We start from the raw sequence: 24,110 nt of genomic DNA on the forward strand, positions 1-24,110 counted from the left end.
AGAGCGAGAGGAGCAAACTCAATGACCAAAGAAGAAAAAGCCAAACAATACGAAATGATCGCCAAGGAAATCGCTGCGGTGATCGATGGTGAAGATAATCTGACGGCGCGCATGGCGACTGTGTCAAATATCTTACATCACGGTTTTGAGTATTATTTCTGGACCGGTTTTTACGTGGTCGATCCGAATAAGCCTGAAGAATTGGTGATTGGTCCGTATCAGGGAACGCTCGGCTGTTTGCGCATTCCCTTTGGCAGGGGTGTCTGTGGTACGGCGGCATCAACAAAGACAACGCAAGTGATCGAAGATGTTCACGCTTTTCCGGGGCATATCGCGTGTGATGCGCGCTCCGAATCCGAGATCGTGGTCCCAGTTCTTGACAATAGCGGCGCACTGATCGCGGTGCTGGATGTGGATAGCGATAAACCCGCCATGTTCGACGAGGTCGATCGGGACGGGCTAGAAGCGATCATCAAAGCGAGTTTTTAACGAATTACCGATCATCATCATCTTGATTGATGCGCCGACGATCGCGTTGATCTTCGCGAAGGGCGGATTTCGCATTTTCGATCAGACGGCGCAGATTAATCGGGTTGTCGAGATTAGGCAGGGTGATGACGCCGACACCCGTACCGCGTAGTACCAACTTTCCGTAACCAAAAATCCGGCCCCAGATTGATTGCTCTAGGGTGATTTCCTCAATCTTATTGAGGCTCACTTCTTGGGTGTGGCGCGCGATCAGTCCGGTTTTGAACACAAACCGATAGGTCGTGACAACGATTTCCGTCGTGATAAGCACAATCAAGTGGCCGATCAGGATTAGAGAGCCACAAACAGCGGCGATTATCGCACACCACCAACCCACTTGTAGTTTCTCGAATGGAACGTCCGCAGCGAACTGAATGAAGAAGAAAAATGCCAGCGTGGCCATTCCGGCGGAGAACCAAAGCATAGGAAAGAAGCTATAGGTCCAGTTGAAGTTCGCGCGGTGAATGATTTCCTCACCACCTGCTAGCGTTTTACCGACATAACCCGACATTGAATATCTTCCCCGCTTTGTTTCCCCGAGCATTATCTGCCCTTATTACCATATAGGGGAAGAATGGCAGATCGAAAACGCTGCTTTGCGTTGAATTGACCCGAAAGGCGGGATAAGACGCGACGCTGTTCCCCACTTGCAACGGAAATAAAGCTTTAAGGAGCCCTGTAGGCCATATGTCGAAACACCAGTTCATCTATTTCATGTCGGGCCTGTCGAAACAATTCACCGGCGGCAAAAAGATATTGGAAGACATACACTTACAGTTCTATCCCGACGCGAAAATTGGCGTCGCTGGGGTCAATGGTGCGGGTAAGTCGACGCTATTGAGGATTATGGCGGGCGTCGATACCGATTTTGTCGGTGAGGCCTATGCAGCCGAAGGGGCGACAGTCGGCTATTTGCCGCAAGAACCTGAATTGAATGCCTCGAAAAACGTATTTGAAAACGTCTTAGAGGGCGCCGGCGAGATCAAAGACAAGATTGATGAATTTAACGCGGTTTCGGTTGAACTCGGTGAGAATTACACCGACGAACTGATGGAGAAGATGTCAAAGCTGCAAGAGGAAATTGATGCAGCGGACGCATGGGATCTCGACTCTAAAATTGAAATGGCGATGGAAGCGCTCCGTTGCCCGCCTGGTGATTGGGCCGTTGACCGTCTTTCAGGTGGTGAGAAACGCCGGGTGGCTTTGGCTCGGCTCCTGTTGTCGAAACCTGATCTATTGTTGCTTGACGAACCGACCAACCACCTTGATGCGGAATCTGTTGCTTGGCTCGAACATCATTTGCGTGAATATCCCGGTGCGGTCGTTTTGGTTACGCATGACCGTTACTTCCTCGACAACGTAACTGGTTGGATTCTCGAACTCGATCGTGGGCGCGGCATTCCCTATGAGGGCAATTACTCGTCATGGGTTGATCAGCGCCGAACGCGTCTGGAGCAAGAACAACGCGAAGAGAGCAACCGTAAGAAGACGCTGGACCGTGAGGTTGACTGGATCAAAGCAAGCCCGAAAGCGCGTCAGGCAAAATCTAAAGCGCGTATCAATGCTTATGATGAGTTGCTCAACAAGGCCTCAAAAGAAGAGATCAATCTGGCGCAGATTCAAATCCCGCCGGGGCCGCGTCTTGGCGGTGTCGTGATCGAGGCGGAAAACCTCAAAAAAGCATTCGGCGACAAGTTATTGTTTGAAGATTTGACGTTCAAATTACCACCGGGCGGTATTGTCGGTGTGGTCGGTCCCAACGGTGCCGGTAAAACAACTTTGTTCCGTATGCTTACTGGTGAGGAAACCCCAGACGAGGGGACGCTGCGTATCGGTGAAACCGTACAGATGGGATATGTAGACCAGAGTCGCGAAGATCTGGACGGTAAGAAAAATGTCTGGGAAGAAATTTCCGGTGGCCTTGATATCATTCCGCTCGGAAAACGCGAAATTTCTTCGAGGGCCTATGTAGGTTGGTTTAATTTCAAGGGCGGCGATCAACAAAAAAAGGTTGAAAACCTTTCTGGTGGTGAGCGCAATCGAGTTCAATTGGCAAAGATGCTGACTGAGGGGGCAAATTTGCTGCTCCTTGACGAACCGACCAATGACCTTGATGTGGATACGTTGCGGGAACTTGAACGGGCGCTGGAGGATTTTGCCGGTTGTGCGGTGATCATCAGCCACGATCGATGGTTCCTAGATCGCATCGCGACACACATTCTTGCCTTTGAGGGTGATAGCCATGTGGAGTGGTTTGAAGGCAATTTCGAAGATTATATGGAAGACAAAAAGCGTCGCCTCGGTGCCGCTGCTGAAGTTCCGACACGGATTAAGTATAAGCCACTAACCCGGTAGTTTATTCCGTACAGTTATTGCCGGCGTCACAAAGCTGGACACGGGTTGTTAGTCGTGGCCAGCGCACTGTCTGACGATTGAAGACGATTGGCGTGTCGAGAATGTGTTTTGTGATTGACGGCCTGTAAGTATAGGTCATTTCAACGATCACAAGGGACGCTGCGCTTGTGATGATTGTATCGTCGGACAGCTTTGTGTAATCCTGATCTTCAGAATAGGGCTCTGTGCCGTTATTGTCCCGGCTCCAATGGACCACAGGATCACCATCTTCATCGAGCACGACACTCACAAGGCGTAGAACCATACCGGTCGGGTCGTGCGGGCGCACGATTTCCATGACACCTTCGAACAAGTCATCTACTTCTGATTCTTGAATTTCTTCTGACTGCGCGACGAGGTCGCCGAGTGTATTTGCTGCGATTGCGACTTTGCGGTTCACCGTCATCGCCGTTGATGATTCTACGAGGCCGAAAAACAAAAGAACCAAAACGGGAAGTAGCATCGCGAATTCAGTTGCCGCGATACCTGAGTCAGAGCGTTTTAGTGCGCCGATCAGATCGCAGAGCTTTAAATTTCGTTTTGTGTACCGCATATCTGCTGTCCGTTAATCGCGTTTATTAGCGTTGGTTTCGTAAGGCTCGTTTCGAAACATCAAACTTGAGATAAGGCGTCGTTTATTGGTGCCGCTTTCAGCCAAATTCACGCCAATAGCAGGGTTGAGAGTATTATAAATATAGCAAATACGTACGCGTACGATTTCTAACTCACCACCGGGGACGAACGGAATAGCATCAAGTTGGTCGGGCGGCGCATCCGCACATGTTGGAGGGGTGTTGTCCGCAGCTAATGCGGTAAAACTGGCAAAGGTATTTACTTCTACGGTCAGGCGATTTTCGCAGCCACCAAAAGCGTCGAGAATTCGGCAGACTTCTGCGTAGATGCTTTGGAATTTGTCGTCATCTGTGCCGCCAGACTTTTGAAGCTGACCTGTTTTAATTTGGCGGCTCGCATCACCAACAGCGGCGTCAACAACAGAATTGGCGTAAAAGAACCAACCAACCTCGAAAATTGAAAACATCATCATCAAGAAAATAGGAGCGACAATCGCGAATTCGACGGCTGTCGAACCGCGTTTGTCACGCACAAAGCGTAGATGTTTCCGTTTTCTTTTATTTGTTACGGTCATTGCAGTTTCTATTTACTAATATGTAGATCGACGAGATCAGCAGCGATCTGGCCGAAGGCTTCTTCGAGATCATCGCCATCAACGGCATCATAGAAATATGGCTCGCTCGGTTTGGTCGCGCAGGCGCGGAAGACCTTTTCGGTAGTGGAACTGTTTAGGCCAAACATGATGGTGTAAACGAGGTAGCCTTCTTGTCTCATTCTATAACAGACACGCAACAACTTGTTGTCGAACTCGTCTTCCATGTCGTTGGCGTCGTCCATATTGGCACCCATGCGGCTTTCGCGTTCGAAACCGTATGCGGTCAAATCCGATCCCCAATGGGTATCCAGGTTAGAGGTCGTATTGTTTCCGTCCGTCATGATCACGACGGCTTTTTGCCATTTTCCGTAGTCGACATCGTCAGGGCCAATACCTTCGGTAAATGGTGCCTCTGGAGATAGAATACGCCACCCCCATAAAGCACCGTTTGCGGAGTTTGTGTTACCATTCGTACCAAGAGAGTTTACATGGTCCTCAATAGTCTGACGCACATTGGTAAGCGGCAAAACTGGTCGGGCGCAATCGAGATTCGGGCCACGGCTACTGGTGATGCTAGGTGACTGGTCATATTTGTATTTGTATTTGTTTGTCGCGGAATCCCACCAACCGACATAAGCATTCCGAAGAATGAACTCGTCTGAGTCAGCATAGGATGAATCGCCAGACGAGGTGATGTCGATATCATAGAAATCGTTGACGCCTAGATCTTCCATATAATCGTGGAAGTCCTTCTGGTCCGACGAAAGTAGAGAATAAGGTGTGATTCCTAACATTCGAAATTCTTGGACGATTTTGGCATAACGCCCAGCGATGGCACCCTTATATCGGCCAATATATGTCTCATCGTCGATGAAGTGCCGATTCCAATAGTCACCTTCGTTGTAACTTGCATATGAAGGGTCTACGAACCAATTCCGCCAGCGTGTTTGAACATGCGGCAGGCTGCCGATAGTGAATGTATCAGCGGCAGTCCAATAGGAATACCCATTTGAAAGCGGGCAACGGCCACGCCAGTTTGCGTTACAATCCGGTTCATCCGGATGGAACATCGGTACCCATTTCAAATTCGCCGAATTTGTTAATTGAGAGGTACTCAGTTTGAATGAGGGCGCGTCATCAAACGCGTCGTACATCCGTGTTTCATACTGATTTGTGCTGGCCGAATACTCGGGTGGGTTCGTCATTGCGCTGCTTAAATCAGTGCTTGTGATTGAACCCGCTGGTGGAACATCTAATTCATCAAGGGGATAAGGGCGCGCTTCCACACAACCGCCCCAGGATGCACCGGTGGTCGAATTAAACAAAGTGAAGTGGTTCACTTTGGTATCTAAATCGACGTCGCCATTTTCTGTGACATGGATAAAGCGCGCACCATGATAGGTTGCGTTGGCATTTTGATCTGCCCAGTCATTAGTCCAGCTTGATGCTTCACCGACGTTTACATATGCATTGAACGGAACAACACCGATTTTGATATTGTCGCTTTCGGCCTTTGTCCCATACATAACATCAAGCAATTTTTCGACAGCGTCTTTCAAGCTGTCAATTTTCTTCTTGCCGTCGATCGAGTTGTTCATTGAACCGGTAACATCAAGCACCAGCGCCAATTCCACGCGACCAGAGCCGCGCTTTGTGATTTCAACGCATTTGTCGATATCAAGTTTTTTGATGCCGGCTACACCCAGTAAATAGGTACGAAGCTTGCCCGTAACGCAGGTTAAAACGACGGCATCATCATCAAGCGTAAATTCGATATCCCACCCAGCAAGGAGGTTGTTTTCATAATTGAAGTTGGCCTCAAAGAACTTTCGCCCATAGGCTTTAAGTTCATCCGTTGTGAGGTCCGGGTCAGTTGCGGAGAGCTGGGCAAGGGCAAGACTAGATGCGTCCATGGATTCGATCATGTCGGCACGAACGGCATTCCATCGGGTGTAATCGACCGCGCCACCGGCAAAAAGAAATAGCACCGACAACATGAAGGCGAATAGAAAGATGATGTTCCCGCCGGAATCTTTTGCGAACCGGCCGAATAGGGTTTTACGCCCCTTATTTCGGCGCAAAGACTTTGCGAAACTCATTTTATAAGTATTCACCCGCATAGGGATCTCCCAGCAATTCCATTATTGCCCGTAGAACATGCGCGATTTGTCGTTAAAGGTGCGTAAGGAAAACTGGTTAATCACAGGAAAACGTATAAAATTGTCGCAAACTGTCAGTTTACCACCATTATTGATGATCAGCAGGCATCCTAAAAAATCCGGTGTGATTTTCGCTATTAATAAAGCATTTAGAATTTGGCATAGCGGGATCTTTTTTCATCAGCGCAATCTAGTTGACGAGAGCCATAGATGAGGTGACGATGGATAAAACTGATTTGGGGGCGTTATGAATAAACGAGTGTTGCCGATAATAGCTGGGGTGTCAGCGTTTACGTTCACTTCGGTGTTTGCCGAAACTCAGTATATTACCGCGGACAGTCTGATAAATCCGGAAAGTGGATCTAGTACTCAAAATGTGGCTCTCGTGGTCGAAGACGGCAAGATCGTCTCTGTGGGCGTGGCCTCAAGGTTAGATCCGCCGGAAGGCGCAACCCATATTGACCTGAGCGGAAAGACTCTGCTGCCGGGGCTAATCGACATGCATACCCATTTGATGGGAGACCCTACAAAAGCGTGGGGATATGCTTCGTTAGGGATTCCCGCTGAGCGCGGCGTGATCTGGGCTGTTGTGAATGCCGAAAAAACATTGAATGCCGGTTTTACGACCATTCGGAATGTTGGTTCTGAGGGGTATGAAATGTTGTCACTGCGTGACGCTATTGCCGCTGGCGAAGTGCCGGGGCCGCGAATGTTGGTCTCTGGGCCACCTGTTGGCATAATCGGTGGCCATTGTTCCGATAACAGCCTTCTTCCGCCAGCCTTTAATGCGACGGGAGAGGGCGTTGCGACCGGCCCGTGGGAAATGCGAGCCAAGGTTCGCCAGAATATCAAATACGGTGTGGATCTGATCAAAACCTGTTCTACAGGCGGTGTGTTTTCAAAGGGAACATTGCTGGGTGCACCACAGGGTACGCTCGAAGAGCTGACCGCAATCGTTGATGAGGCCCACATGCGGGGACTAAAAGTAGCGTCCCATGCCCATGGAACAACAGGAATTAAGAATGCCATCCGCGCCGGTGTCGATACGGTTGAACATGTCAGCTATCTGGATGACGAAGCAATCCGTATGGCAAAGAAGAACGGCACGTTTTTCTCCATGGATATCTACAACACTGAATATACGCTCAGTGAAGGTGAGAAAAATGGGGTTCTTGCAGAGTCGCTAGATAAAGAGCGCCAAGTCGGTGGCGTTCAGCGGGAAAGCTTCACCAAAGCCGTAAAGGCGGGCGTAAAGGTTGTATTAGGAACGGACGCGGGTGTTTACCCGCATGGTGATAACGCAAAACAATTTACGCGCATGGTCAGATTTGGAATGACCCCGATGCAGGCAATCCAAGCGGCGACTACGACAGCGGCGGATGCCCTTGGTCGTAGTGGCGAGCTGGGCTGCGTAGCCGTTGGATGTCGTGCTGATATCATCGCGGTATCAGGAGATCCGCTAGATGATGTCGCCGTTCTGGAGCGGGTGGATTTTGTCATGAAAGACGGCGCAGTTTATAAAAACAATTAAGGCAATAGAATATTTGTCTGTAATTACAATCAGTTAATTGATTAACTGGCCGGTCTAGTTTAGCCCCGCATGGGCTTAATTCTTTAGTATATTTCACCAATTTGCGTCGCACATTTTCTCGCAAAACGTGTTATTAACCATATTCGAAACGGTTTTATCGGAGGGGGAGTATGGCTGAACTACACATTATGCGGCGTGGCGCTGCGATTGCGGTGTTGATTGCTGGCGTAGCGGTGACATCACCGGCGGTGGCTGGTCGCTGCGGTCATTCCTATCCTGTGGATGCGCCGACGACGCTCTCAAAGGTCGCACGAGCGTGTAATGTTTCGCTGGCGGCGCTTAAAGAAGCTAATCGGGGCGTAGATCCAAATTATGTTCGCCCTGGCGAGCATTTGGCGGTTCCTGATGAAACTGATTATCCTGGTGACGTACCAACGGTCGTGACCGAGGTGGCTGAACCTGATCCAGTTTATAACTACACGCCGAGCCCTTGGCCCACCGCTGATGCGCGCCCAAACAAAGTGGTGCGTACGGAAATTAATTCATCTGAAACGAGCGGCACCGGAGCGTTTTATCTCGAAGCCAGCACCGGTCGGTTGCCTGTGCGTGAGGCAAGTCATTTAAGTTATCAGCAACAGTCGGCCGCACGTATTCGCAATGCGGGTCTAACCATGCGGCCAGTCCGTAGTTATAATAAGCCAGAAACGGTTACTGTTTCATCGGTGAGCAAAGTTCCGCTTTCTGCGTTGATGGAGTGTTCTGTTCTTCGTCGTCAACCAAACGGAAAAATCGGACAGGTCCGTGAGTTTAAGCCATTGCCTGAGGGGCGTGATGCGCCTAGCCACTGCATGCAACTAACTAGTGCTGATGCGACTGCGATCGGCAGCGTTACACATTCCGCACCATTAGCTTTTGCGACAGAAACCGCCTTGCGCGGGTTTGTTAGTTTTGCGGATGAAGAGTGCATTACCCTGCGCGCAGAGGATGGAATGGAATGGCGGGTCGCATCGGATGCGCGCTCGCGTTCATTGGTTGGTAAAGAGGCAACAATTTGGGCTGACTTCACCGACGCGAAATCATGCGGCGGGTTGGTAATGGACCGCGCTATTTATGTTGAGCGATTGGCCGTCCGTTAGGCGCATTTATTCCGTAGACCTATAAAGCCGTGCATGAATTTGCACGGCTTTTGCGTGAGCAATTCACTTCACGCTTAGGTTGCAATTTCCGTTACGGATTGTGTCGCGATTAAACTCTTTTCGCCTTGCTGTTGCGCGATTGTCGTCGTGAAAGCACCTGATTTGTGATCTACTTGATGTTCGGCCCGGATTGTGCCGGGTGTTTTGCGTGAGTGTTTCATGCCGATCGATGCACTAAAACTGCGGGTAAAAAGCGGGATCGAGAAACGTCTCGATAAAGCTGCTCAAAGTTATTTGGGTGACCCTTCGCTTGCGAAAGTGAATTTTGCGGAACCCTTTGGCGAGCCCGCATTAGTCGATCCGAATTCAGTTTCATGGCGGATTTTCAAAAACCCCGTTGCGCTTTTCATCGGCGGGGTCACTGCCGTCATTCTGGAATTTGCTGAACCGCGGGTCCGGAGTGGTGTGTGGGATAACACGAGTTTTCGTACCGACCCAGTGAGGCGGTTAAAACGGACGGGGCTTGCGGCGATGGTCACGGTTTACGGTGCCCAGAGCGTGAGCGAGCGGATGATTCAAATGGTCAACCGGATGCATAATAATGTGGCCGGGGTGACGCCCGACGGAACACCCTATGCTGCGAGCGACCCTGCGTTGCTGCGTTGGGTTCATGCGACGGCGTCGTTTGGATTTTTAGAAGCTTATTCGGCCTATGCCGCACCGCTGTCGGACACCGAGCGTGATCGCTATTATTATGAAGGGCGCAAGGCTGCGGCGCTTTATGGCGCTAAAGACACGCCGCAATCGCTAGAGGGACAGCGACTGCTTTTCCAAGAGATGCTGCCGCAACTCGAGCCGTCGGAGATCATTTTCGAATTTCTTGGGATCATGAAGCGGGCAGAGGCCTTTCCACAACCCGCACAGATAGCCCAACATTCCTTGGTTCGAGCGGCAATCGATATTGTGCCATCTGAAGTTCGGGAGATTTTAGGGCTGGATAAGCGCTTTGGCCTGCGGCCGGTTGAAGGGCGGCTGGTACGGCGTATGGCCCGCCGGGCCGACCGGTTGTTATTGCGATCTGGCCCGGCAATCCAATCTTGCCGCCGGATGGGTCTGGCCGATGATTATCTTTATCGGGGCCGATAGGGGCATTTTCATCGCATGAGCGTTTGCACCAAAGGCGCAACCGGCCTATTGAAGCGGCGAAGTTTGACCCACGGATTCACATGACCGCCATTACCCCTGAAATTGTCGCCGAGCACGGCCTCAATCCCGAAGAATATGAGCGCGTTAAAGCGCATATGGGCCGAGAGCCTAACCTTGTTGAGCTTGGCGTATTCTCGGTCATGTGGTCCGAGCATTGCTCTTATAAGTCCTCGCGGCGGCACTTAAAGAAATTGCCAACGTCGGCCCCTTGGGTTGTTGAGGGGCCTGGGGAAAATGCTGGCGTGATCGATATTGGAAACAATGATGATGGCGTGCCGCTGGTGGCGATCTTTAAGATGGAAAGCCACAATCACCCGAGCTTCATTGAACCCTTTCAAGGTGCCGCAACGGGTGTCGGCGGGATCATGCGCGATGTGTTCACCATGGGTGCGCGCCCTGTAGCTAATATGAATGCACTACGATTTGGCGAGTGGGCCCACCCCAAGACGCGTCACCTCGTGGGTGGTGTGGTCTCTGGCATTGGCGGCTATGGTAATTGCATGGGCGTGCCCACAATCGGGGGCGAGACCAATTTCGACAGAGGCTATAACGGCAATATCCTTGTGAATGCCATGACTGTGGGTGTCGCCGAAAAGCACAAAGTGTTCCTTTCGGCTGCGCGCGGCGCAGGCAACCCGGTTGTCTATGTGGGGGCTAAAACGGGTCGCGATGGAATTCATGGCGCGACCATGGCGTCCGCCGAGTTCGATGACGCGTCAGAGGAAAAACGCCCAACTGTTCAGGTTGGTGATCCGTTCACGGAAAAGTTGCTTCTTGAAGCATGTCTTGAACTGATGTCATCGGATGCGATCATCGCAATTCAGGATATGGGTGCCGCAGGCCTGACATCTTCATCGGTCGAAATGGCGGCCAAAGGGGGCGGCGGGTTTGAGCTGGATCTCGATCATGTGCCGCAACGCGAAGAAAACATGACTGCCTATGAAATGCTGCTCTCGGAAAGCCAAGAGCGCATGTTGATGGTGTTAAAGCCGGGCCGGGAAGATGCGGCACGCGCCATTTTTGAAAAATGGGGCGTCGATTTTGCGGTAATTGGTGTGACGACCGATAGCGGGCGATTAGTCATCAAACACAAAGGCGAGGTCGCGGCTGATATGCCGGTACCGCCGTTGGCCGATGATGCACCGAATTATGACCGGCCTTATTCCACACTCGAAAAACCCACGCCCCTCAATGACCCGAGCGTGACCTACCGCGAGGCGGAGGCGGTTTTGCGTGCGCCCGGTAAAACCGAAGCCGAGATGCGCGTAATCGCAGATGCGTTGATCGCCGACCGCCTTTCTGATGGTGAGTTGGTTGAGGTGGTGGGCCTAAGCGTTCGTCATGGCGAAGCCAAAGTCTATGCGCGGTCGAAACCAGAGGGCGTCAGCTTTTCGGGTTTTGAAGAGGCGGCGAAAAACCTTGCGACGAGCGGTGTCGTTGAAACTGCCGAAGTCGAGCAACGTGAAGAGACACTTTCACTCGCAGAAGCACCGGGCGGTGACACCATTCTAACGGCGCTTGCTCGAATGGTGGCGATGCCAGATTTATGTTCGCGCCGTTGGATTTGGGAACAGTACGACCACACAGTTATGGGGGAAACGGTTGTTGCACCGGGCGGTGATGCCGCAATGGTTCGTGTGCATGGGACTAATCGCGGGCTCGCGATTTCAACGGATGTAACCCCGCGCTACGTCAAGGCTGATCCGTTTGAAGGCGGCAAGCAAGCCGTTGCGGAAACCTATCGCAATATTTGCGCGGTGGGGGCGTCACCCTTGGCGATTACGAATTGCCTCAATTTCGGTAACCCTGAACGGCCCGAAATTATGGCGCAGTTCGTGGGTGCAATCGAAGGAATCGCAGAGGCCTGTGAGGCGCTTAGCTATCCGGTTATTTCGGGCAATGTCTCGCTTTATAACGAAACCAATAGTGCTGCTATTCCGCCAACCCCGGCGATTGGCGGTGTCGGCGTGCTCGAAGATGTGACCAAAGCCGTTCGCATTGGCGGCGCTGAGGCCGGCGAGGAGCTGATCGCTATTGGCATCACCCGTGGCCATCTTGGTCAGTCGCTTTATATGCGAGATTTGTTTGATATTGATGAGGGCGCCCCGCCGCCGGTTGATTTGGCGATTGAGCGTAAAACAGGCGAGCTGGTCCGTAAGCTGATCGATGAAGGTATTATTACCGCCTGTCATGACGTATCCGATGGGGGATTGATTGTGGCGGCCGCTGAAATGGCGCTTGCCTCCGGTCGCGGACTGAATCTGACAACGCCGGTGAAAGCGCGTAAAGCCGCTTTTTGGTTTGGCGAGGATCAAAGCCGATATCTTGTGGCTGCATCACCATCTGCTGCGGATACATTGCTTTTGAAAGCGGCGATGGCCGGCGTTCAGGCGTCAAAGCTTGGCCGTTTTGGCGGGCCGGATATTTTGCTCGACGGCAAAGATGCACTCTCATTGCTTGATTTGTCTGACCTATATGACCACGCGCTACCGGATTACATGAACGCACTAATGCCCAAGGAGATTTCACCTATGCCTATGGCCGCTGACGACATTAAAAAATTCATTCTCGCGGCATTGCCAGATGCGGAAATTGAGATCGAAGACCTAGCGGGCGATGGCGACCATTACCGCGCGCGTATCGTCTCAACCGCATTCAATGGCCTCAATCGTGTGCAACAACATCAATTAGTATACAAATCACTGAAAGGCCGTATGGGCGGCGAGCTTCATGCGCTGGCGCTTGAGACCGAAGCGAAAGAATAACCATAATCCATTCTGGCGATTATGTCGGGCGTGCCGGATTTTCCGGTGCGCCCGATTGTTTTTCGGGGCCCGCTTAGGGCAATTAAAGGAAATAGAACACAATAAGCCAACAACTGGCTTGCTGCATTTTGGCTCTCACGTTACGGTCTGTACATCTTAGTCTTTCAAGGATTCCATTAAATGTCATCTGTTCGCGCGCTGCTGTTAGCTACGTCTATATTTGCGATTGCTGCTTGTTCACCAAAAGAGGAACCCTCAAAAATAGAGGAAGCCGATGTGCCCCTCGAAGAAGAGGAATATGTCGAACAGGACGAAATGGAGTTTATGGTCCCCGGTGAGGAGCGTGAGGTCATCTGGGATGCGCTAACACCGGAAGAAGCGCGGGATAAGTTCACCTATTCGAACTATAATGACGTGCGGGTTACGCATCTAAACCTCGATCTTGCCGTTGATTTTGAGACTAAAACGCTTTCGGGCACCGCGGAAATAAATTTCCGTCGCCGCGCACGCGGAACGTCATCTTTGGTGCTCGATGCGAATATGCTCGACGTATCAAAAGTTGAGGCTTTCACGGAAGGCCGCTGGGTAGAGACAAACTTTACCATGGGTGCCCATGACCCGGTAATGGGTTCAAAGTTTGAAATCGCGCTGCCGGATCGCGCTCGAAAAGTGCGTGTGACCTATAGCACCAGTCCGGAGGCAGGTGGTATTCAATGGTTGTCACCAGAACAAACGGCGGGCAAGGAACATCCGTTCTTATTCACCCAGTTCCAGCCGTTGAATGCGCGCACCATGGTGCCCGTTCAAGATACACCTGCCGTTCGTATTACGTATGATGCGCGGATTAAGACGCCGACAGACCTCTTGGCAATCATGAGCGCGCGTCAGGATATTAGCGGCGAGTTGGATGGCGATTATTCGTTCAAAATGACACGGCCTATTCCGTCATATCTGATCGCGCTTGCGGTCGGCGATATTAAATTCAAAAAAATCAATAATCATATTGGTGTCTATGCAGAGGATTATATTCTTGATGCCTCGGCGGCAGAATTTGAAGACACGCCCAAAATGGAAACGGCGATTGCCAAATTCTATGGCCCTTATCGCTGGGGGCGGTATGATTTAATCGTTCTGCCGCCGAGCTTTCCATTTGGCGGTATGGAAAACCCGCGGTTGTCTTTTATGACGCCAACGCTCATTGCTGGCGACAAGAGCCTTACCAATGTTGTTGCACATGAATTGGCGCACTCGTGGTCGGGTAATCTTGTGACCAATGCCACATGGCGCGATGCATGGTTGAACGAAGGGTTCACAAGTTACGTTGAGAACCGCACCATGGAAGCGCTCTATGGCGAAGATCGCGCGGTAATGGAACGATTGCTCGATAAACAAGCGTTGATGCGCGACGTCGAAGCAGCCGCGCGACCCGAGTTAACGGCGCTTAAAATGCCTGCGGATCTTGGTCATCCTGATGATGCATTTAGTCAAGTTTCTTATGTGGGCGGGATGTTCTTTCTAAAATTTCTGGAAGAGCGTTTTGGCCGTGAGGGGTTTGACGCATTTCTGCGGGCTTATTTCGACGAGTTCGCTTTCAAAAGCATTACTACAGAAGACTTTCTGACTTATTTTGAAGATAGTCTTTGGGCGGATCAACCGGATGCAGTCACCGAAAGCGAAATCAACGCTTGGATCTATCAGCCAGGATTTCCGGATTCGATTGAAAAACCGCGGTCAGGTGCCTTTAACAAGGTTGATGGACAGATCAATGCCTGGATGGGTGGCGGCGAGATTGACGGCCTCGAAACCAGTGCGTGGACGACCCATGAGTGGCTCTATTTTATTGCGCAATTACCAGAAGGTATAACCACAGATCAAATGGCAGCGCTTGATGAGCGGTTCTCTTTATCGACATCGCAAAATGCTGAGATCGCCAATGCGTGGTATATGCGAGCGATCAATGTTGGTTACGAACCGGCCTTTGAGCCGCTTGACGGGTTTTTGATGCGAGTTGGCCGCGGGAAGTTCATCTACCGGCTTTATGCAGCGTTGATCGAGAACGACCGCCGGGATTGGGCCGAAGCTGTTTATGAGCGCGCGCGCCCGGGTTATCATCCAATTGCACAGCGGCGCATTGATGATATTTTTGCCGAGTAAGAAATTCGGTTATTGCGGCTCGTTTGAGTGTGACGGGCCGCGCAATAAAATCTCTAACATGGGGCAGACCATGACGTGGCCGTCAAATACGGCCCCAACGATCAATGTGTTGTCCCATACGGCACCAACAGAAGACCCATTGATTTCGCCGTTGACCGACATCAACACATCAGAAGTAAGGCCGCTGCGCGGGTTTAGCCGGATCACATGCGATGGTGCGATCGCATTGGCGTCTTTGGCGTGTTCGACAAAGTCAAAAATCTTTGAATGACCGGCCACCCATAAGGCACCGTCGCGCGAAACTTCGATATTGTCTGGTGCGGTTTTGACGGGAAGGTTTTTGACTTTCGAAAGGTTTCCGGTTTCGGCATCGCGGTCAAAAACAACGATCCGGCGTTTTAAAAGCTCCGCAACATAGATTGATGTTCCGTCTGCGGATTTATTAATGCCATTAGCGTATGTCATACCGCTTTTTACGATGCGCCCATCTTTGCCGTCGAAATAAGCAACGCTGGAAAGGGGTAGCGCAAAATAGGATTCGAGCTGAGCGAACAATCCGTGGTCAAAGCGTGTATCGTTAGTGACATAAAATTGTCGGGGGCCAACCGCGACTACGTCATTAGGCGATGACATTGCGTCAAAAGAAATACTTTCGAGATGGGTTAGGTCGCCATTGGGGCCAATGTCGAAAAGTTCGACAATTTCCTCGCCAGTGGTCGGGTGGTTGACCACAAAAAGACGTTTGGTGCCGTCCGGCCCGCGATAAAGACTGATACCGTGGGGGAGGAAATCGTCCATTGGCGGCGAAACACGGCGCACTGTGTCGCTGCCGTCTAGGGCCATCGCATAGATACCGTTTTGTGGGTTGGTTGCGCTTGTTTCGTCTTGATTAAACCAGGCGCGGCGATCGGCGGCGGAGATAAAAGCGAGCTTTAGGTCGGGGTCAATCGTGACATCTTCGGTGCCGGGCGCGATGTCTACGTGGCGGCATTGATCGACTAATTTTGTTTTCAAATCAGCGTTTGCGCCGGACGCAGGAATGATATGCAGCAACGACCATCCGACCGCTATACCGATTATGGCCAGGGTGCCAATCACAAAATACCGCATATGCGCCCGCCAACTCCCACCAAACACGGCAGCTCTCACCGTGTGTCTCTGGTTGGAAGCTTACCCCAATGGCAGAGTATAGGCTAGTCGCACAGCATTTGTGGGTTACAACTGTAAAAACACCAAAATACCGCCGAAGAAAAGGGACGCTATGACGAAACGAATTATTGCAACGCCGCGACAGATGCCAGCCGCCCTCGCAGGTATGCTGCGTATGAAATATGACGTGCAGGAGCCGGCGGAGATTGTGGCCGAACGCGCAGAGTTCGTAGCGTTAGCCGATGGTGCTGAGGCGATTTTTTCAACGGCGTTTGACGATCTCGATGCACAATATATTGCGGCTATGCCGGAGAGCGTGAAGCTGATTGCGTCCATCGGGGTTGGTGTTGATCACATAGACCTTGAAGCGGCCAAGGCGCGCGGGATTGCCGTTTCCAATACGCCAGAGGTCACAACCGCCTGCCTGGCAGACGCGACCATGGGCCTTATCATTGCTGCCTGTCGCCGATTTCGTGAGGGGCTGGATATTGCGAAAACCGGCGAGGGGCGCGGGATGTTGACGCCGGAGAGTTGGGGGCAGCGGGTTACGGGGCGCACGCTTGGTATTGTTGGGATGGGTAATGTTGGTCGTGAAGTTGCCAAGCGGGCACAAGGTTTTGACCTGAATATTATTTATCACACGCCGCGACCGTCAGCGGAACTTGACCGCACTTACAATGCCAAATCTGTAACGCTAGAGGCGCTATTCAAACAGGCTGATATTATTTCACTGCACTGTCCGCATACTGAAAAAACACATCACATGATTGATGCTGAGGCCATTGAAATGATGAAGCCTTCTGCGGTGATCGTGAATATTTCACGCGGCCCGGTGATGGATGAACTTGCGCTAATTGATGCGCTAAAATCGGGGCGAATTTTTGGCGCGGGGCTTGATGTCTTTGAAACTGAACCCGCGCCGATCAGAGAGGCGCTTTATTCGTTGCCGAATGTTTTTTGCCTACCGCATATTGCGTCCGCAACGATGGAAAGTCGGGTTGCGATGGCGACGCGCGTTCTTGCGAATATCGACGTCTTCTTTGAAACGGGTGAGCCTATTGATAGGGTTGTTTGATGGATGCCCCCATCATCATAAGCTTGCAGTTTGACGAAGAGACGAGTGCATTTTTTGAGGCGCAGCGTGAAAAACATTATCCGACTGCGATCAATAATGTGCCCGCGCATTTGACATTGTTTCACAATTTGCCGGGCGCACATTTTGATGAAGTTTTACAAATTATCGGGCGAACATCCGCGATTCAATATGGCTTTCCGATCTCAGTGACCGAGGTGATGCGGCTCGGTCGTGGGGTGGCTTATCGGGTGTCCGGGCCGCCGCTATTGCCGCTTCGGGCAAAACTCGTGAAATCGTTCGGGTCGTGGCTGACAGGTCAAGACAGACAAGGCTTTCGCCCACACGTTACTATTCAGAATAAGGTCAGCATCCAAGAAGCGATGGCACTTCACGCGCATTTGTCCAAAGAGTTTTCGCCGCGCTCAGGTTGGGCCACTGGACTACAGATCTGGCGCTATCAGGGGCCGCGAGGCCGTTCGGGCCATTGGCAACCGGCCGGCGCGTTTGGGTTTCGCAAGATCGCAGAACGGGCTAAGTCTTGACGCAAGGCGGGTGGCCACCTAGCTAAGCGTTAGCCCACAGGAGTTTTAAGAATGAGCGACATCGCTTCCGACATCAAAGCAAAAATCGACACGAACACCGTCATGTTGTTCATGAAGGGAACCCCGCAATTCCCACAATGCGGCTTCTCGTCAGTTGTTGTTCAAATTCTTGATCATCTCGGCGTGGACTACAACACGGCCAATGTGCTCGAAAATGACGAGCTTCGGGACGGCATTAAGACGTTTTCGGATTGGCCGACGATCCCGCAGCTTTATGTTAAGGGCGAGTTTGTTGGCGGATGCGACATCATCCGCGAAATGTTCGAGCAAGGCGAGCTGCGCTCGTTCCTCGAAGGTAAAGGCATTGGCCTCGCGGCTTAACCCTTATTTCTGTTCAGATGGATTTGGTGTTTGCTCGTTAAGAGAAATCTTGGCGGGCGCGCGCATGAGCTGTTCGTTGACTTGTGCCTCTTCCTGATCGCGCAGCCGACGGAACAATGCATCTGCACGCGAGCTGCGCGAGATTGAAGTCGTACCTAATCGCAGGAACAAGTCCTGCGTTGTTGTATCCATCCGGCTCATATCGCCCCCCGGCATTTCTGTTTTCCAAATGGTGATTCGATATGGTTAACGAAAGGTTAACAACGGTCTTTCAGGTGTGGGTTATCGGCCACTACCTTCATCAAGATGGAATTTTGACATAACGGCCAGGGGCGTCTTCGATTGGTGTTAGTGCACCATCACCGGGTTGGCGAGCTGGCACCTTGCCGTTACTCACTTCGTTGAGCCACGTAATCCAATATGGCCACCAAGAGCCGCCATGACGCGCGGCATCTCTTTTCCATTGATCCAGCGTATCGGGCAGGGCCGTATTGATTGAGTGGTGATATTTATGTTTGTCCGGGTGGTTGACCACGCCCGCAATATGGCCCGATCCCGCCAGCATATATTGAACCTTATTGTTTCCACTGGAGGCATAGAGTTTCGCTGTTTTGTACACGGAGTTATGCGGCGCAATGTGATCAGTCTCACCCGCTTGCATGAAGATAGGAATGTTGACCGCGCCTAGATCAAGGGTCTCGCCGTCGATGACCATTTCGCCTTTTGCGAGGCGGTTTTTTTGATAGAACTCCCGTAGATAAAACAGGTGAACATTTTTCGGCATCCGCGTTGCGTCAGAGTTCCAGAACAGCAAATCGAATTTCGCAGGATCTTTGCCTTTAAGGTAGTTGTCGATCACGAACGACCAGATCAAGTCATTTGATCGCAACATGTTAAATGTCGTCGCCATAGCGCGGCCCTCAAGAACGCCGCCCGCCGCATCCATCTGTTTTTCGATAGCGTCGAGTTGTCCGTCATCCACAAATAGCAACAGATCACCGGCTTCGGTAAAATCGGCCTGTGCAGTGAAAAACGTTGCGGTGTTGACGCGATCATCGCCCTTTTTGGCCATCAAAGATAATGCCGTCGAAAGCATGGTGCCGCCGATGCAATAACCGATCGTGTCAACCTTGCGTTCGCCGGTAGCTTTTTCAACAGCGTCAAGCGCTTCGAACAATCCACCCTTGATGTAATCCACAAAGGTCTTGTCCCGAAGATCAGGCCCAGGATTGACCCATGACATCACAAAAACGGTGCGACCCTGTGAAACCAGCCAGTTGATGAACGAGTTTTGTGGCTGGAGGTCAAGAATATAGAATTTGTTGATCCAGGATGGGATGATCAACATCGGTGTTTTAGCGACATCCTCTGTTGTCGGATTATATTGGATGAGTTGAAAAATCTCGTTCTCAAAAACAACCTTGCCCGGTGTCGTCGCAACATTCTCGCCAAGTTTGAAATATTTTAAATCCGCTTGCCGGATTGATAATTCGCCATGGCCACGGTCGAGATCTTCAAGATAGTTCTTCATCCCTTTGAGCAGGTTTTCGCCCTTGCTGTTTATGGTCTCTTCGACCACCTCTGGGTTAAGCATGGCGAAATTCGATGGCGCAAAGGCGTCAATGAATTGCTTTGTAAAAAATTCGGCTTTCTTCTTTTCGTGCTCGTCCATGCCTTCGACTTGCGACATGGTTAATTCGAGCCAGCGCGCCATGATCAAATAGGACTGTTTGACAAAATCGAGCATGGGGTTTTCTTCCCATGCGGGGTGGGCGAAGCGTCGATCGCCCTCGGATGCGGTGATTGCGGGTTTTGTCTGCTCACCGGCAATGCGCCGCTGCATACTGGCCATCAGCTTGGCGTAATCGCCCCATAGGTTGAACTGTCGCTGCATTACTGTGCCGGGATCGGCCGATAGGCCCTTCATGACCTCTTGAAAGGCTTCACCGATATTCATGGGGTCGTTGGGCAATTCGCCGGTATATCGGCGCATGTCCTGCTGACGAGAGAAGTAATCGCGTAAGACTTCTTGGCTCGTGCCTGTAACCTCGGTCAGATACTCAGACAGTGTGTCAAAGTCCTGAAACATGGACTTTGCGGCATCTGCCTCAGGCTTCGCGTTTTTGGGCCCAGCGCTATTGTTTGGGTTCGCGCCATTGGGTCTGGCATTGCCTCCATTTGCCGCCGGTTTTTCTTGGCCGTTGCCGGATTTTGACGGTTTTTGTGTAGATTGGGCCGAAGATTTCGACTTTTTGCCAGTTTCAGCTTTTTTCGTCGCCTTTTTGCGTTTCGGAGGCGCCGATTTCTTTTCTGATTTGTCTTTCACTTGCGTCACACCGCCGGATAGTTGTTAAAGGGGCCTAGGATCTCCTTATAGGATGGCATTGTGTCCGCTGTAAAACAGTCAACTGTTCTAAGACTTGGTAAATGCGCGCTTTTTGCGGCAATCAGCATTGCTGCACTGCAAGGCTGTGCAGATTCGCAGCTTGCGCGCTTTGCGCCGCCGGGAATAGTCAAATACGAAGATATCGCCAGTGAGAAACCGCAAAGCCCAGAAATTGCTGCCCGAATTGAAGAGCGCCGCAGCCAACCCAACACGGGGAAATTCCCGGTCTTTTCCAAAACGCCGGGAAAAGAGCAGCGCCCAGCGAAACGTGACCCAGCGACGGTAGCGGCCCAGATCGAGGAACTTGATCAAAAGGCTGAGGCAATAAAAGCGGAAGTCGAGCAGGAACGCGCCATAGCCGCTGAGGAAACCGCTTCTAATCTTTCTGGCGAGGCCGACAGCCTTCGCGAGCGCGTTGAGCGTGACAATAAGGCCGCTGCGCGTGAGCGCCGCGAAGAGTTGAAAGCACCGGCACCGAACGACGAGCAAAATTAACTATTCAAGATTAACCACTCATTGGGGGGCCTTGTGCCCATCACTTGTTGATTAGCATACGGAAAGAACGACAATGTCCGCAGATGAAAATTTACTAGACCGCGTCCTGACCATCGAATTGGGTCGCTGTACCGAAGCTGCCGCTGTTGCTGCATCGACCAAAATTGGTCACGGCGACAAAGAAGGTGCCGATCAGGCTGCTGTTACTGCGCTGCGCTCAGCGCTAAACAAGCTCCACATTGATGGCACCGTTGTTATCGGCGAGGGCGAACGCGACGAAGCACCAATGTTGTATATTGGCGAGAAAGTCGGCATGGGCACTGGACCAAAGGTCGATATCGCACTTGACCCGCTAGAGGGTACAACCCTGACCGCCAAAGCCATGTCTAACGCGCTTGCGGTTGTGGCAATGGCACAGGGCGGTACGTTGTTGAATGCACCTGACGTTTACATGGACAAGATCGCATGTGGCCCGGGCTACCCGGAAGGCGTTATCGATCTTGATGCGTCGGTCGAGGACAATATTACGGCGATGGCAAAGGCCAAGGGCGTACCAACAGAAGAAATTACGCTTTGTATTCTTGACCGTGAACGGCACCAACCGCTGATCGATGGCGCACGCCGTTTGGGCTCGCGCGTTTTCCTTATTCCAGATGGCGATGTTGCCGGTGTTTTCCATACGACGGAAGAGGCAACGGGGATTGACCTTTATATTGGTCAAGGCGGCGCACCAGAGGGCGTGCTTGCGGCCGCTGCACTTCGTTGTGTGGGTGGGCAAATGCAGGGGCGTCTGCATTTCCGCAATGACGACGAGCGCGGACGCGCGGAGCGGATAGGTATTACGGATCTCAATCGCAAATATGGCCTTCGTGACCTTGCGTCTGGTGATGTGATGTTTGCAGCATCAGGCGTGACGAATGGCACAATGCTCGATGGCGTTAAATGGGAACGTGGTTATGTGAACACGCATACAGTTGTCATGCGTTCTAAAACCGGCACTGTTCGGTATATCCGCGCCCGTTCGCCACGTTAATCCGTGCCCATCATAAGAGTATAACGATGACAGATACGTTGCCAGATCGTTTGAGTGTAAATCCAAACAGCAAATTCTACGACGAAAGCATTTTTGAGCGCGAAGTTGGCATTAAATTCAACGGCGCAGAGAAAACCAACGTAGAAGAATATTGCGTTTCTGAAGGCTGGATTAAAGTCGCGGCAGGAAAAAGCCTCGACCGTCATGGCCAGCCTTTGACGATCAAACTTAAAGGTACGGTCGAGCCGTACTTTAAGGACTAAACCGCAAGAAACGGGCGGTCATCTGGGTGGCGCATACCTATACTGAAGCCTCAAAGGAGGCTCGGTATGTCCACCACGCTCGATGAAATCTATTGGAATGCTATTTTGGCGCGGGATACGCGCGCTAATGGTAAATTCTGGTCATGCGTAAAAACCACTGGGGTTTATTGTTTGCCGTCCTGTGCAGGCAGGCCCAAGCGAGAAAATGTGATTTTTGCGCAAAGCCGTGCTGAGGCAGAACGCGCTGGTTTCCGTCCATGTAAGCGATGTCGACCAGATCGCTATGTGAGTGGTGATTTACCGAGCCGGATTGCGGATATTGATTGGGCGCGTGTTGGTGGCAACCTTAGGGACAATGGCTGGGCATCGCTGGGGCGCGTTCTTTCGGACGATGAATGCACAGCTTTGATAAAAGGCTATGACGCGCCCGACCGTTATCGCTCGACGGTCGCGATGCGTCGTCACGGTTTTGGCGAAGGCGAATATCGTTACTACGCTTATCCTTTACCGCCATTAATCGCAGACCTAAGAACCCAACTTTATGCGCGGGTGGTTCCTATCGCTCGTACGTGGACGGCGCGCGATTACCCGGCTGACCATGCGGGTTATCAAAAGCAATGTGCGGCCCGCGGCCAGACGCGATCAACACCGCTGATCCTGAAATATGGGAAAGGTGATCATAACCGTCTGCATCAGGACCTTTACGGCGATGAGGTTTTTCCGATTCAGATTGCGATCTTGCTATCGCAACCGGGCAAGGATTTTGACGGTGGCGAATTCGTCATGACCGAACAATCACCGCGCAAGCAATCGCGCGCGATGGTTGCGCCCCTAGAAAAGGGGTTTGCGATTGCATTTGCGGTCAATGAACGCCCGGTAGAGGGCGCGCGCGGAATCTATAAGGTCAAGATGCGCCATGGCGTTTCGGAAATCAGAAGCGGTTCTCGATATTGTCTCGGTATTATCTTTCACGACGCCATCTAATACCGAGACGTGCTATTTTCGAATTGTGTTTTCATGCTCGATTTCAGGATGGAAACCGAGCACCTCGCTAACGATTAATTCGGGGTGCTATTTTGTGCCGCTTGCGACCAACTAAACCAACGCCTGCTAGTCCTGCCAAAAATAGCGGCAGCGCTGCTGGGAGAGGGACCTCCGATACGATGAATTGACCAGTAAAGGAGCGTAGCTCGGGGCCGTCAACGTCATATTCATCGAAACGAATGACGATACTATTCTCTGTTGTAATGATTACCGGAGGGCTCGGAAAACCGTTTGACAACACATCAAACCCGACGATTTGGAGGCCGGGACCAAAGTCGAGGTCGTCAAAGCTATACTCAATATCGGCGATTCCGATGATGAAATCATCCAGAATTTCGACGCTGATAGTGAGAAAGTCATTGGTAAAATCTACAAGTACTTCAATCGGTTCTTGAGCGCCACCACTAAAAGAAAACTCAGTGCCCGCGTCGACGGTCGCGCTAACCGGATCAAGGGACGTAAACGTTGGATCGAATATATTGAAGGTTGCGCCCGGTGAAGTAGCCTTGCCCCAAATTTCGTCTCCGTCGAGTGTTGCCGCCATCACATTAGAAAATGAACCGATAGCAATTGCCAACGCAATGAATAGACTTTTTATGTTCATGGTGTCCCCAGATACAAACTAGTCTCACAACGTTACGGTGGGGTGATTGAGTTATCAATTCTGTGTGTTGATTATAATTCCAAAAAACGCAAGAAAA

At 51.4% G+C, this 24,110-nt stretch carries 22 protein-coding genes; 14 read left to right on the plus strand and 8 right to left on the minus strand.

Annotated features, from left to right (window positions below):
* The first annotated feature begins 21 nt into the window (after nucleotides 1–21).
* The gene (locus ABFZ84_RS10930) at nucleotides 22–489 is read left to right on the plus strand and encodes a GAF domain-containing protein (protein WP_369314053.1); all 468 of its coding nucleotides are present in this window, start codon (nucleotides 22–24) and stop codon (nucleotides 487–489) included.
* Between the two features lie 4 nt (nucleotides 490–493).
* Here ABFZ84_RS10930 and ABFZ84_RS10935 read toward each other — a convergent pair whose 3' ends face one another.
* Nucleotides 494–1,039: a PH domain-containing protein gene (locus ABFZ84_RS10935; RefSeq protein WP_369314054.1), complete on the minus strand. Its 546-nt coding sequence runs from the start codon at nucleotides 1,037–1,039 to the stop codon at nucleotides 494–496.
* Between the two features lie 176 nt (nucleotides 1,040–1,215).
* On the opposite strand from ABFZ84_RS10935, the gene ettA reads away from it, so the two are divergent.
* Nucleotides 1,216–2,883 carry an energy-dependent translational throttle protein EttA gene (ettA, locus tag ABFZ84_RS10940; protein WP_369314055.1) on the plus strand — a complete coding sequence of 556 codons (1,668 nt, stop codon included), beginning with the start codon at nucleotides 1,216–1,218 and terminating at the stop codon, nucleotides 2,881–2,883.
* Nucleotide 2,884: 1 nt separating this feature from the next.
* Here ettA and ABFZ84_RS10945 read toward each other — a convergent pair whose 3' ends face one another.
* From ABFZ84_RS10945 to ABFZ84_RS10955, 3 genes are read right to left on the minus strand one after another with little or no spacing between them, the layout of a single operon-like run.
* Nucleotides 2,885–3,475, minus strand: coding sequence for a TadE/TadG family type IV pilus assembly protein (locus ABFZ84_RS10945; RefSeq protein WP_369314056.1), 591 nt, complete (start codon nucleotides 3,473–3,475; stop codon nucleotides 2,885–2,887).
* Nucleotides 3,476–3,487: 12 nt separating this feature from the next.
* Nucleotides 3,488–4,069 carry a TadE/TadG family type IV pilus assembly protein gene (locus ABFZ84_RS10950; RefSeq protein ID WP_369314057.1) on the minus strand — a complete coding sequence of 194 codons (582 nt, stop codon included), beginning with the start codon at nucleotides 4,067–4,069 and terminating at the stop codon, nucleotides 3,488–3,490.
* Between the two features lie 8 nt (nucleotides 4,070–4,077).
* Nucleotides 4,078–6,210, minus strand: a complete 2,133-nt coding sequence (locus ABFZ84_RS10955; RefSeq protein ID WP_369314058.1) for a pilus assembly protein TadG-related protein — start codon at nucleotides 6,208–6,210, stop codon at nucleotides 4,078–4,080.
* A 286-nt stretch (nucleotides 6,211–6,496) separates the two neighbouring features.
* Here ABFZ84_RS10955 and ABFZ84_RS10960 point away from each other — a divergent pair, with 286 nt between their 5' ends.
* From ABFZ84_RS10960 to ABFZ84_RS10980, 5 genes are all read left to right on the plus strand, one after another.
* A complete protein-coding gene (locus tag ABFZ84_RS10960; protein ID WP_369314059.1) occupies nucleotides 6,497–7,780 on the plus strand; it encodes a Xaa-Pro dipeptidase in 1,284 nt (427 codons plus the stop codon).
* A 170-nt stretch (nucleotides 7,781–7,950) separates the two neighbouring features.
* Nucleotides 7,951–8,916: a LysM peptidoglycan-binding domain-containing protein gene (locus ABFZ84_RS10965; RefSeq protein ID WP_369314060.1), complete on the plus strand. Its 966-nt coding sequence runs from the start codon at nucleotides 7,951–7,953 to the stop codon at nucleotides 8,914–8,916.
* 219 nt (nucleotides 8,917–9,135) lie between these two features.
* The gene (locus ABFZ84_RS10970) at nucleotides 9,136–10,062 is read left to right on the plus strand and encodes an oxygenase MpaB family protein (RefSeq protein ID WP_369314061.1); all 927 of its coding nucleotides are present in this window, start codon (nucleotides 9,136–9,138) and stop codon (nucleotides 10,060–10,062) included.
* A gap of 80 nt (nucleotides 10,063–10,142) precedes the next feature.
* On the plus strand, nucleotides 10,143–12,887 hold the full coding sequence (purL, locus tag ABFZ84_RS10975) for a phosphoribosylformylglycinamidine synthase subunit PurL (RefSeq protein ID WP_369314062.1): 2,745 nt from the start codon (nucleotides 10,143–10,145) through the stop codon (nucleotides 12,885–12,887).
* A 180-nt stretch (nucleotides 12,888–13,067) separates the two neighbouring features.
* Nucleotides 13,068–15,041 (plus strand): M1 family metallopeptidase, encoded by a 1,974-nt coding sequence (locus tag ABFZ84_RS10980; protein WP_369314063.1) that lies wholly within the window; start codon nucleotides 13,068–13,070, stop codon nucleotides 15,039–15,041.
* A gap of 9 nt (nucleotides 15,042–15,050) precedes the next feature.
* Here ABFZ84_RS10980 and ABFZ84_RS10985 read toward each other — a convergent pair whose 3' ends face one another.
* Complete coding sequence (locus ABFZ84_RS10985) at nucleotides 15,051–16,151, minus strand: strictosidine synthase family protein (protein WP_369314064.1); 1,101 nt, start codon at nucleotides 16,149–16,151, stop codon at nucleotides 15,051–15,053.
* 151 nt (nucleotides 16,152–16,302) lie between these two features.
* On the opposite strand from ABFZ84_RS10985, the gene ABFZ84_RS10990 reads away from it, so the two are divergent.
* From ABFZ84_RS10990 to grxD, 3 genes are read left to right on the plus strand one after another with little or no spacing between them, the layout of a single operon-like run.
* Nucleotides 16,303–17,265: a 2-hydroxyacid dehydrogenase gene (locus ABFZ84_RS10990; protein ID WP_369314065.1), complete on the plus strand. Its 963-nt coding sequence runs from the start codon at nucleotides 16,303–16,305 to the stop codon at nucleotides 17,263–17,265.
* Nucleotides 17,265–17,807, plus strand: a complete 543-nt coding sequence (locus tag ABFZ84_RS10995) for a 2'-5' RNA ligase family protein (protein ID WP_369314066.1) — start codon at nucleotides 17,265–17,267, stop codon at nucleotides 17,805–17,807. The genes ABFZ84_RS10990 and ABFZ84_RS10995 overlap by 1 nt, the downstream gene beginning before the upstream one ends.
* A gap of 51 nt (nucleotides 17,808–17,858) precedes the next feature.
* A complete protein-coding gene (gene grxD, locus ABFZ84_RS11000; protein ID WP_369314067.1) occupies nucleotides 17,859–18,188 on the plus strand; it encodes a Grx4 family monothiol glutaredoxin in 330 nt (109 codons plus the stop codon).
* A 3-nt stretch (nucleotides 18,189–18,191) separates the two neighbouring features.
* Here the strand turns inward: grxD and ABFZ84_RS11005 are convergent, their stop codons facing one another.
* The gene (locus ABFZ84_RS11005) at nucleotides 18,192–18,389 is read right to left on the minus strand and encodes a hypothetical protein (RefSeq protein ID WP_369314068.1); all 198 of its coding nucleotides are present in this window, start codon (nucleotides 18,387–18,389) and stop codon (nucleotides 18,192–18,194) included.
* Nucleotides 18,390–18,489: 100 nt separating this feature from the next.
* Nucleotides 18,490–20,514, minus strand: coding sequence for a class I poly(R)-hydroxyalkanoic acid synthase (phaC, locus tag ABFZ84_RS11010; RefSeq protein ID WP_369314069.1), 2,025 nt, complete (start codon nucleotides 20,512–20,514; stop codon nucleotides 18,490–18,492).
* 60 nt (nucleotides 20,515–20,574) lie between these two features.
* Between phaC and ABFZ84_RS11015 the strand changes: the two genes are divergently transcribed.
* The 4 genes from ABFZ84_RS11015 (at nucleotide 20,575) to ABFZ84_RS11035 (ending at nucleotide 23,349) form a co-directional block, all read left to right on the plus strand.
* The gene (locus tag ABFZ84_RS11015) at nucleotides 20,575–21,069 is read left to right on the plus strand and encodes a hypothetical protein (RefSeq protein ID WP_369314070.1); all 495 of its coding nucleotides are present in this window, start codon (nucleotides 20,575–20,577) and stop codon (nucleotides 21,067–21,069) included.
* Nucleotides 21,070–21,142: 73 nt separating this feature from the next.
* The gene (gene glpX / locus ABFZ84_RS11020) at nucleotides 21,143–22,102 is read left to right on the plus strand and encodes a class II fructose-bisphosphatase (RefSeq protein ID WP_369314071.1); all 960 of its coding nucleotides are present in this window, start codon (nucleotides 21,143–21,145) and stop codon (nucleotides 22,100–22,102) included.
* Between the two features lie 26 nt (nucleotides 22,103–22,128).
* Complete coding sequence (locus ABFZ84_RS11025) at nucleotides 22,129–22,365, plus strand: DUF3297 family protein (RefSeq protein ID WP_369314072.1); 237 nt, start codon at nucleotides 22,129–22,131, stop codon at nucleotides 22,363–22,365.
* A 66-nt stretch (nucleotides 22,366–22,431) separates the two neighbouring features.
* Nucleotides 22,432–23,349 (plus strand): 2OG-Fe(II) oxygenase, encoded by a 918-nt coding sequence (locus ABFZ84_RS11035; protein WP_407067086.1) that lies wholly within the window; start codon nucleotides 22,432–22,434, stop codon nucleotides 23,347–23,349.
* Nucleotides 23,350–23,416: 67 nt separating this feature from the next.
* On the opposite strand, the gene ABFZ84_RS11040 is transcribed toward ABFZ84_RS11035, so the two are convergent.
* Nucleotides 23,417–24,013 carry a VPLPA-CTERM sorting domain-containing protein gene (locus tag ABFZ84_RS11040; RefSeq protein WP_369314073.1) on the minus strand — a complete coding sequence of 199 codons (597 nt, stop codon included), beginning with the start codon at nucleotides 24,011–24,013 and terminating at the stop codon, nucleotides 23,417–23,419.
* Nucleotides 24,014–24,110: the final 97 nt, after the last annotated feature.

Origin of the sequence: Hyphococcus lacteus, assembly GCF_041058985.1 — a bacterium.
GTDB lineage: Bacteria > Pseudomonadota > Alphaproteobacteria > Caulobacterales > Parvularculaceae > Hyphococcus > Hyphococcus lacteus.

Coding starts and splice junctions, on each gene's coding strand:
- ettA (WP_369314055.1), top strand. CDS start 1,216: ATGTCGAAACACCAGTTCATCTATTTCATGTCGGGCCTGTCGAAACAA.
- purL (WP_369314062.1), top strand. CDS start 10,143: ATGACCGCCATTACCCCTGAAATTGTCGCCGAGCACGGCCTCAATCCC.
- ABFZ84_RS10970 (WP_369314061.1), top strand. CDS start 9,136: ATGCCGATCGATGCACTAAAACTGCGGGTAAAAAGCGGGATCGAGAAA.
- ABFZ84_RS10955 (WP_369314058.1), bottom strand. CDS start 6,210: ATGCGGGTGAATACTTATAAAATGAGTTTCGCAAAGTCTTTGCGCCGA.
- ABFZ84_RS10965 (WP_369314060.1), top strand. CDS start 7,951: ATGGCTGAACTACACATTATGCGGCGTGGCGCTGCGATTGCGGTGTTG.
- ABFZ84_RS10985 (WP_369314064.1), bottom strand. CDS start 16,151: ATGCGGTATTTTGTGATTGGCACCCTGGCCATAATCGGTATAGCGGTC.
- ABFZ84_RS10960 (WP_369314059.1), top strand. CDS start 6,497: ATGAATAAACGAGTGTTGCCGATAATAGCTGGGGTGTCAGCGTTTACG.
- grxD (WP_369314067.1), top strand. CDS start 17,859: ATGAGCGACATCGCTTCCGACATCAAAGCAAAAATCGACACGAACACC.
- ABFZ84_RS11005 (WP_369314068.1), bottom strand. CDS start 18,389: ATGAGCCGGATGGATACAACAACGCAGGACTTGTTCCTGCGATTAGGT.
- ABFZ84_RS10995 (WP_369314066.1), top strand. CDS start 17,265: ATGGATGCCCCCATCATCATAAGCTTGCAGTTTGACGAAGAGACGAGT.
- ABFZ84_RS10990 (WP_369314065.1), top strand. CDS start 16,303: ATGACGAAACGAATTATTGCAACGCCGCGACAGATGCCAGCCGCCCTC.
- ABFZ84_RS10935 (WP_369314054.1), bottom strand. CDS start 1,039: ATGTCGGGTTATGTCGGTAAAACGCTAGCAGGTGGTGAGGAAATCATT.
- glpX (WP_369314071.1), top strand. CDS start 21,143: ATGTCCGCAGATGAAAATTTACTAGACCGCGTCCTGACCATCGAATTG.
- ABFZ84_RS11035 (WP_407067086.1), top strand. CDS start 22,432: ATGTCCACCACGCTCGATGAAATCTATTGGAATGCTATTTTGGCGCGG.
- ABFZ84_RS10980 (WP_369314063.1), top strand. CDS start 13,068: ATGTCATCTGTTCGCGCGCTGCTGTTAGCTACGTCTATATTTGCGATT.
- ABFZ84_RS11025 (WP_369314072.1), top strand. CDS start 22,129: ATGACAGATACGTTGCCAGATCGTTTGAGTGTAAATCCAAACAGCAAA.
- ABFZ84_RS10930 (WP_369314053.1), top strand. CDS start 22: ATGACCAAAGAAGAAAAAGCCAAACAATACGAAATGATCGCCAAGGAA.
- ABFZ84_RS10945 (WP_369314056.1), bottom strand. CDS start 3,475: ATGCGGTACACAAAACGAAATTTAAAGCTCTGCGATCTGATCGGCGCA.
- ABFZ84_RS11040 (WP_369314073.1), bottom strand. CDS start 24,013: ATGAACATAAAAAGTCTATTCATTGCGTTGGCAATTGCTATCGGTTCA.
- ABFZ84_RS10950 (WP_369314057.1), bottom strand. CDS start 4,069: ATGACCGTAACAAATAAAAGAAAACGGAAACATCTACGCTTTGTGCGT.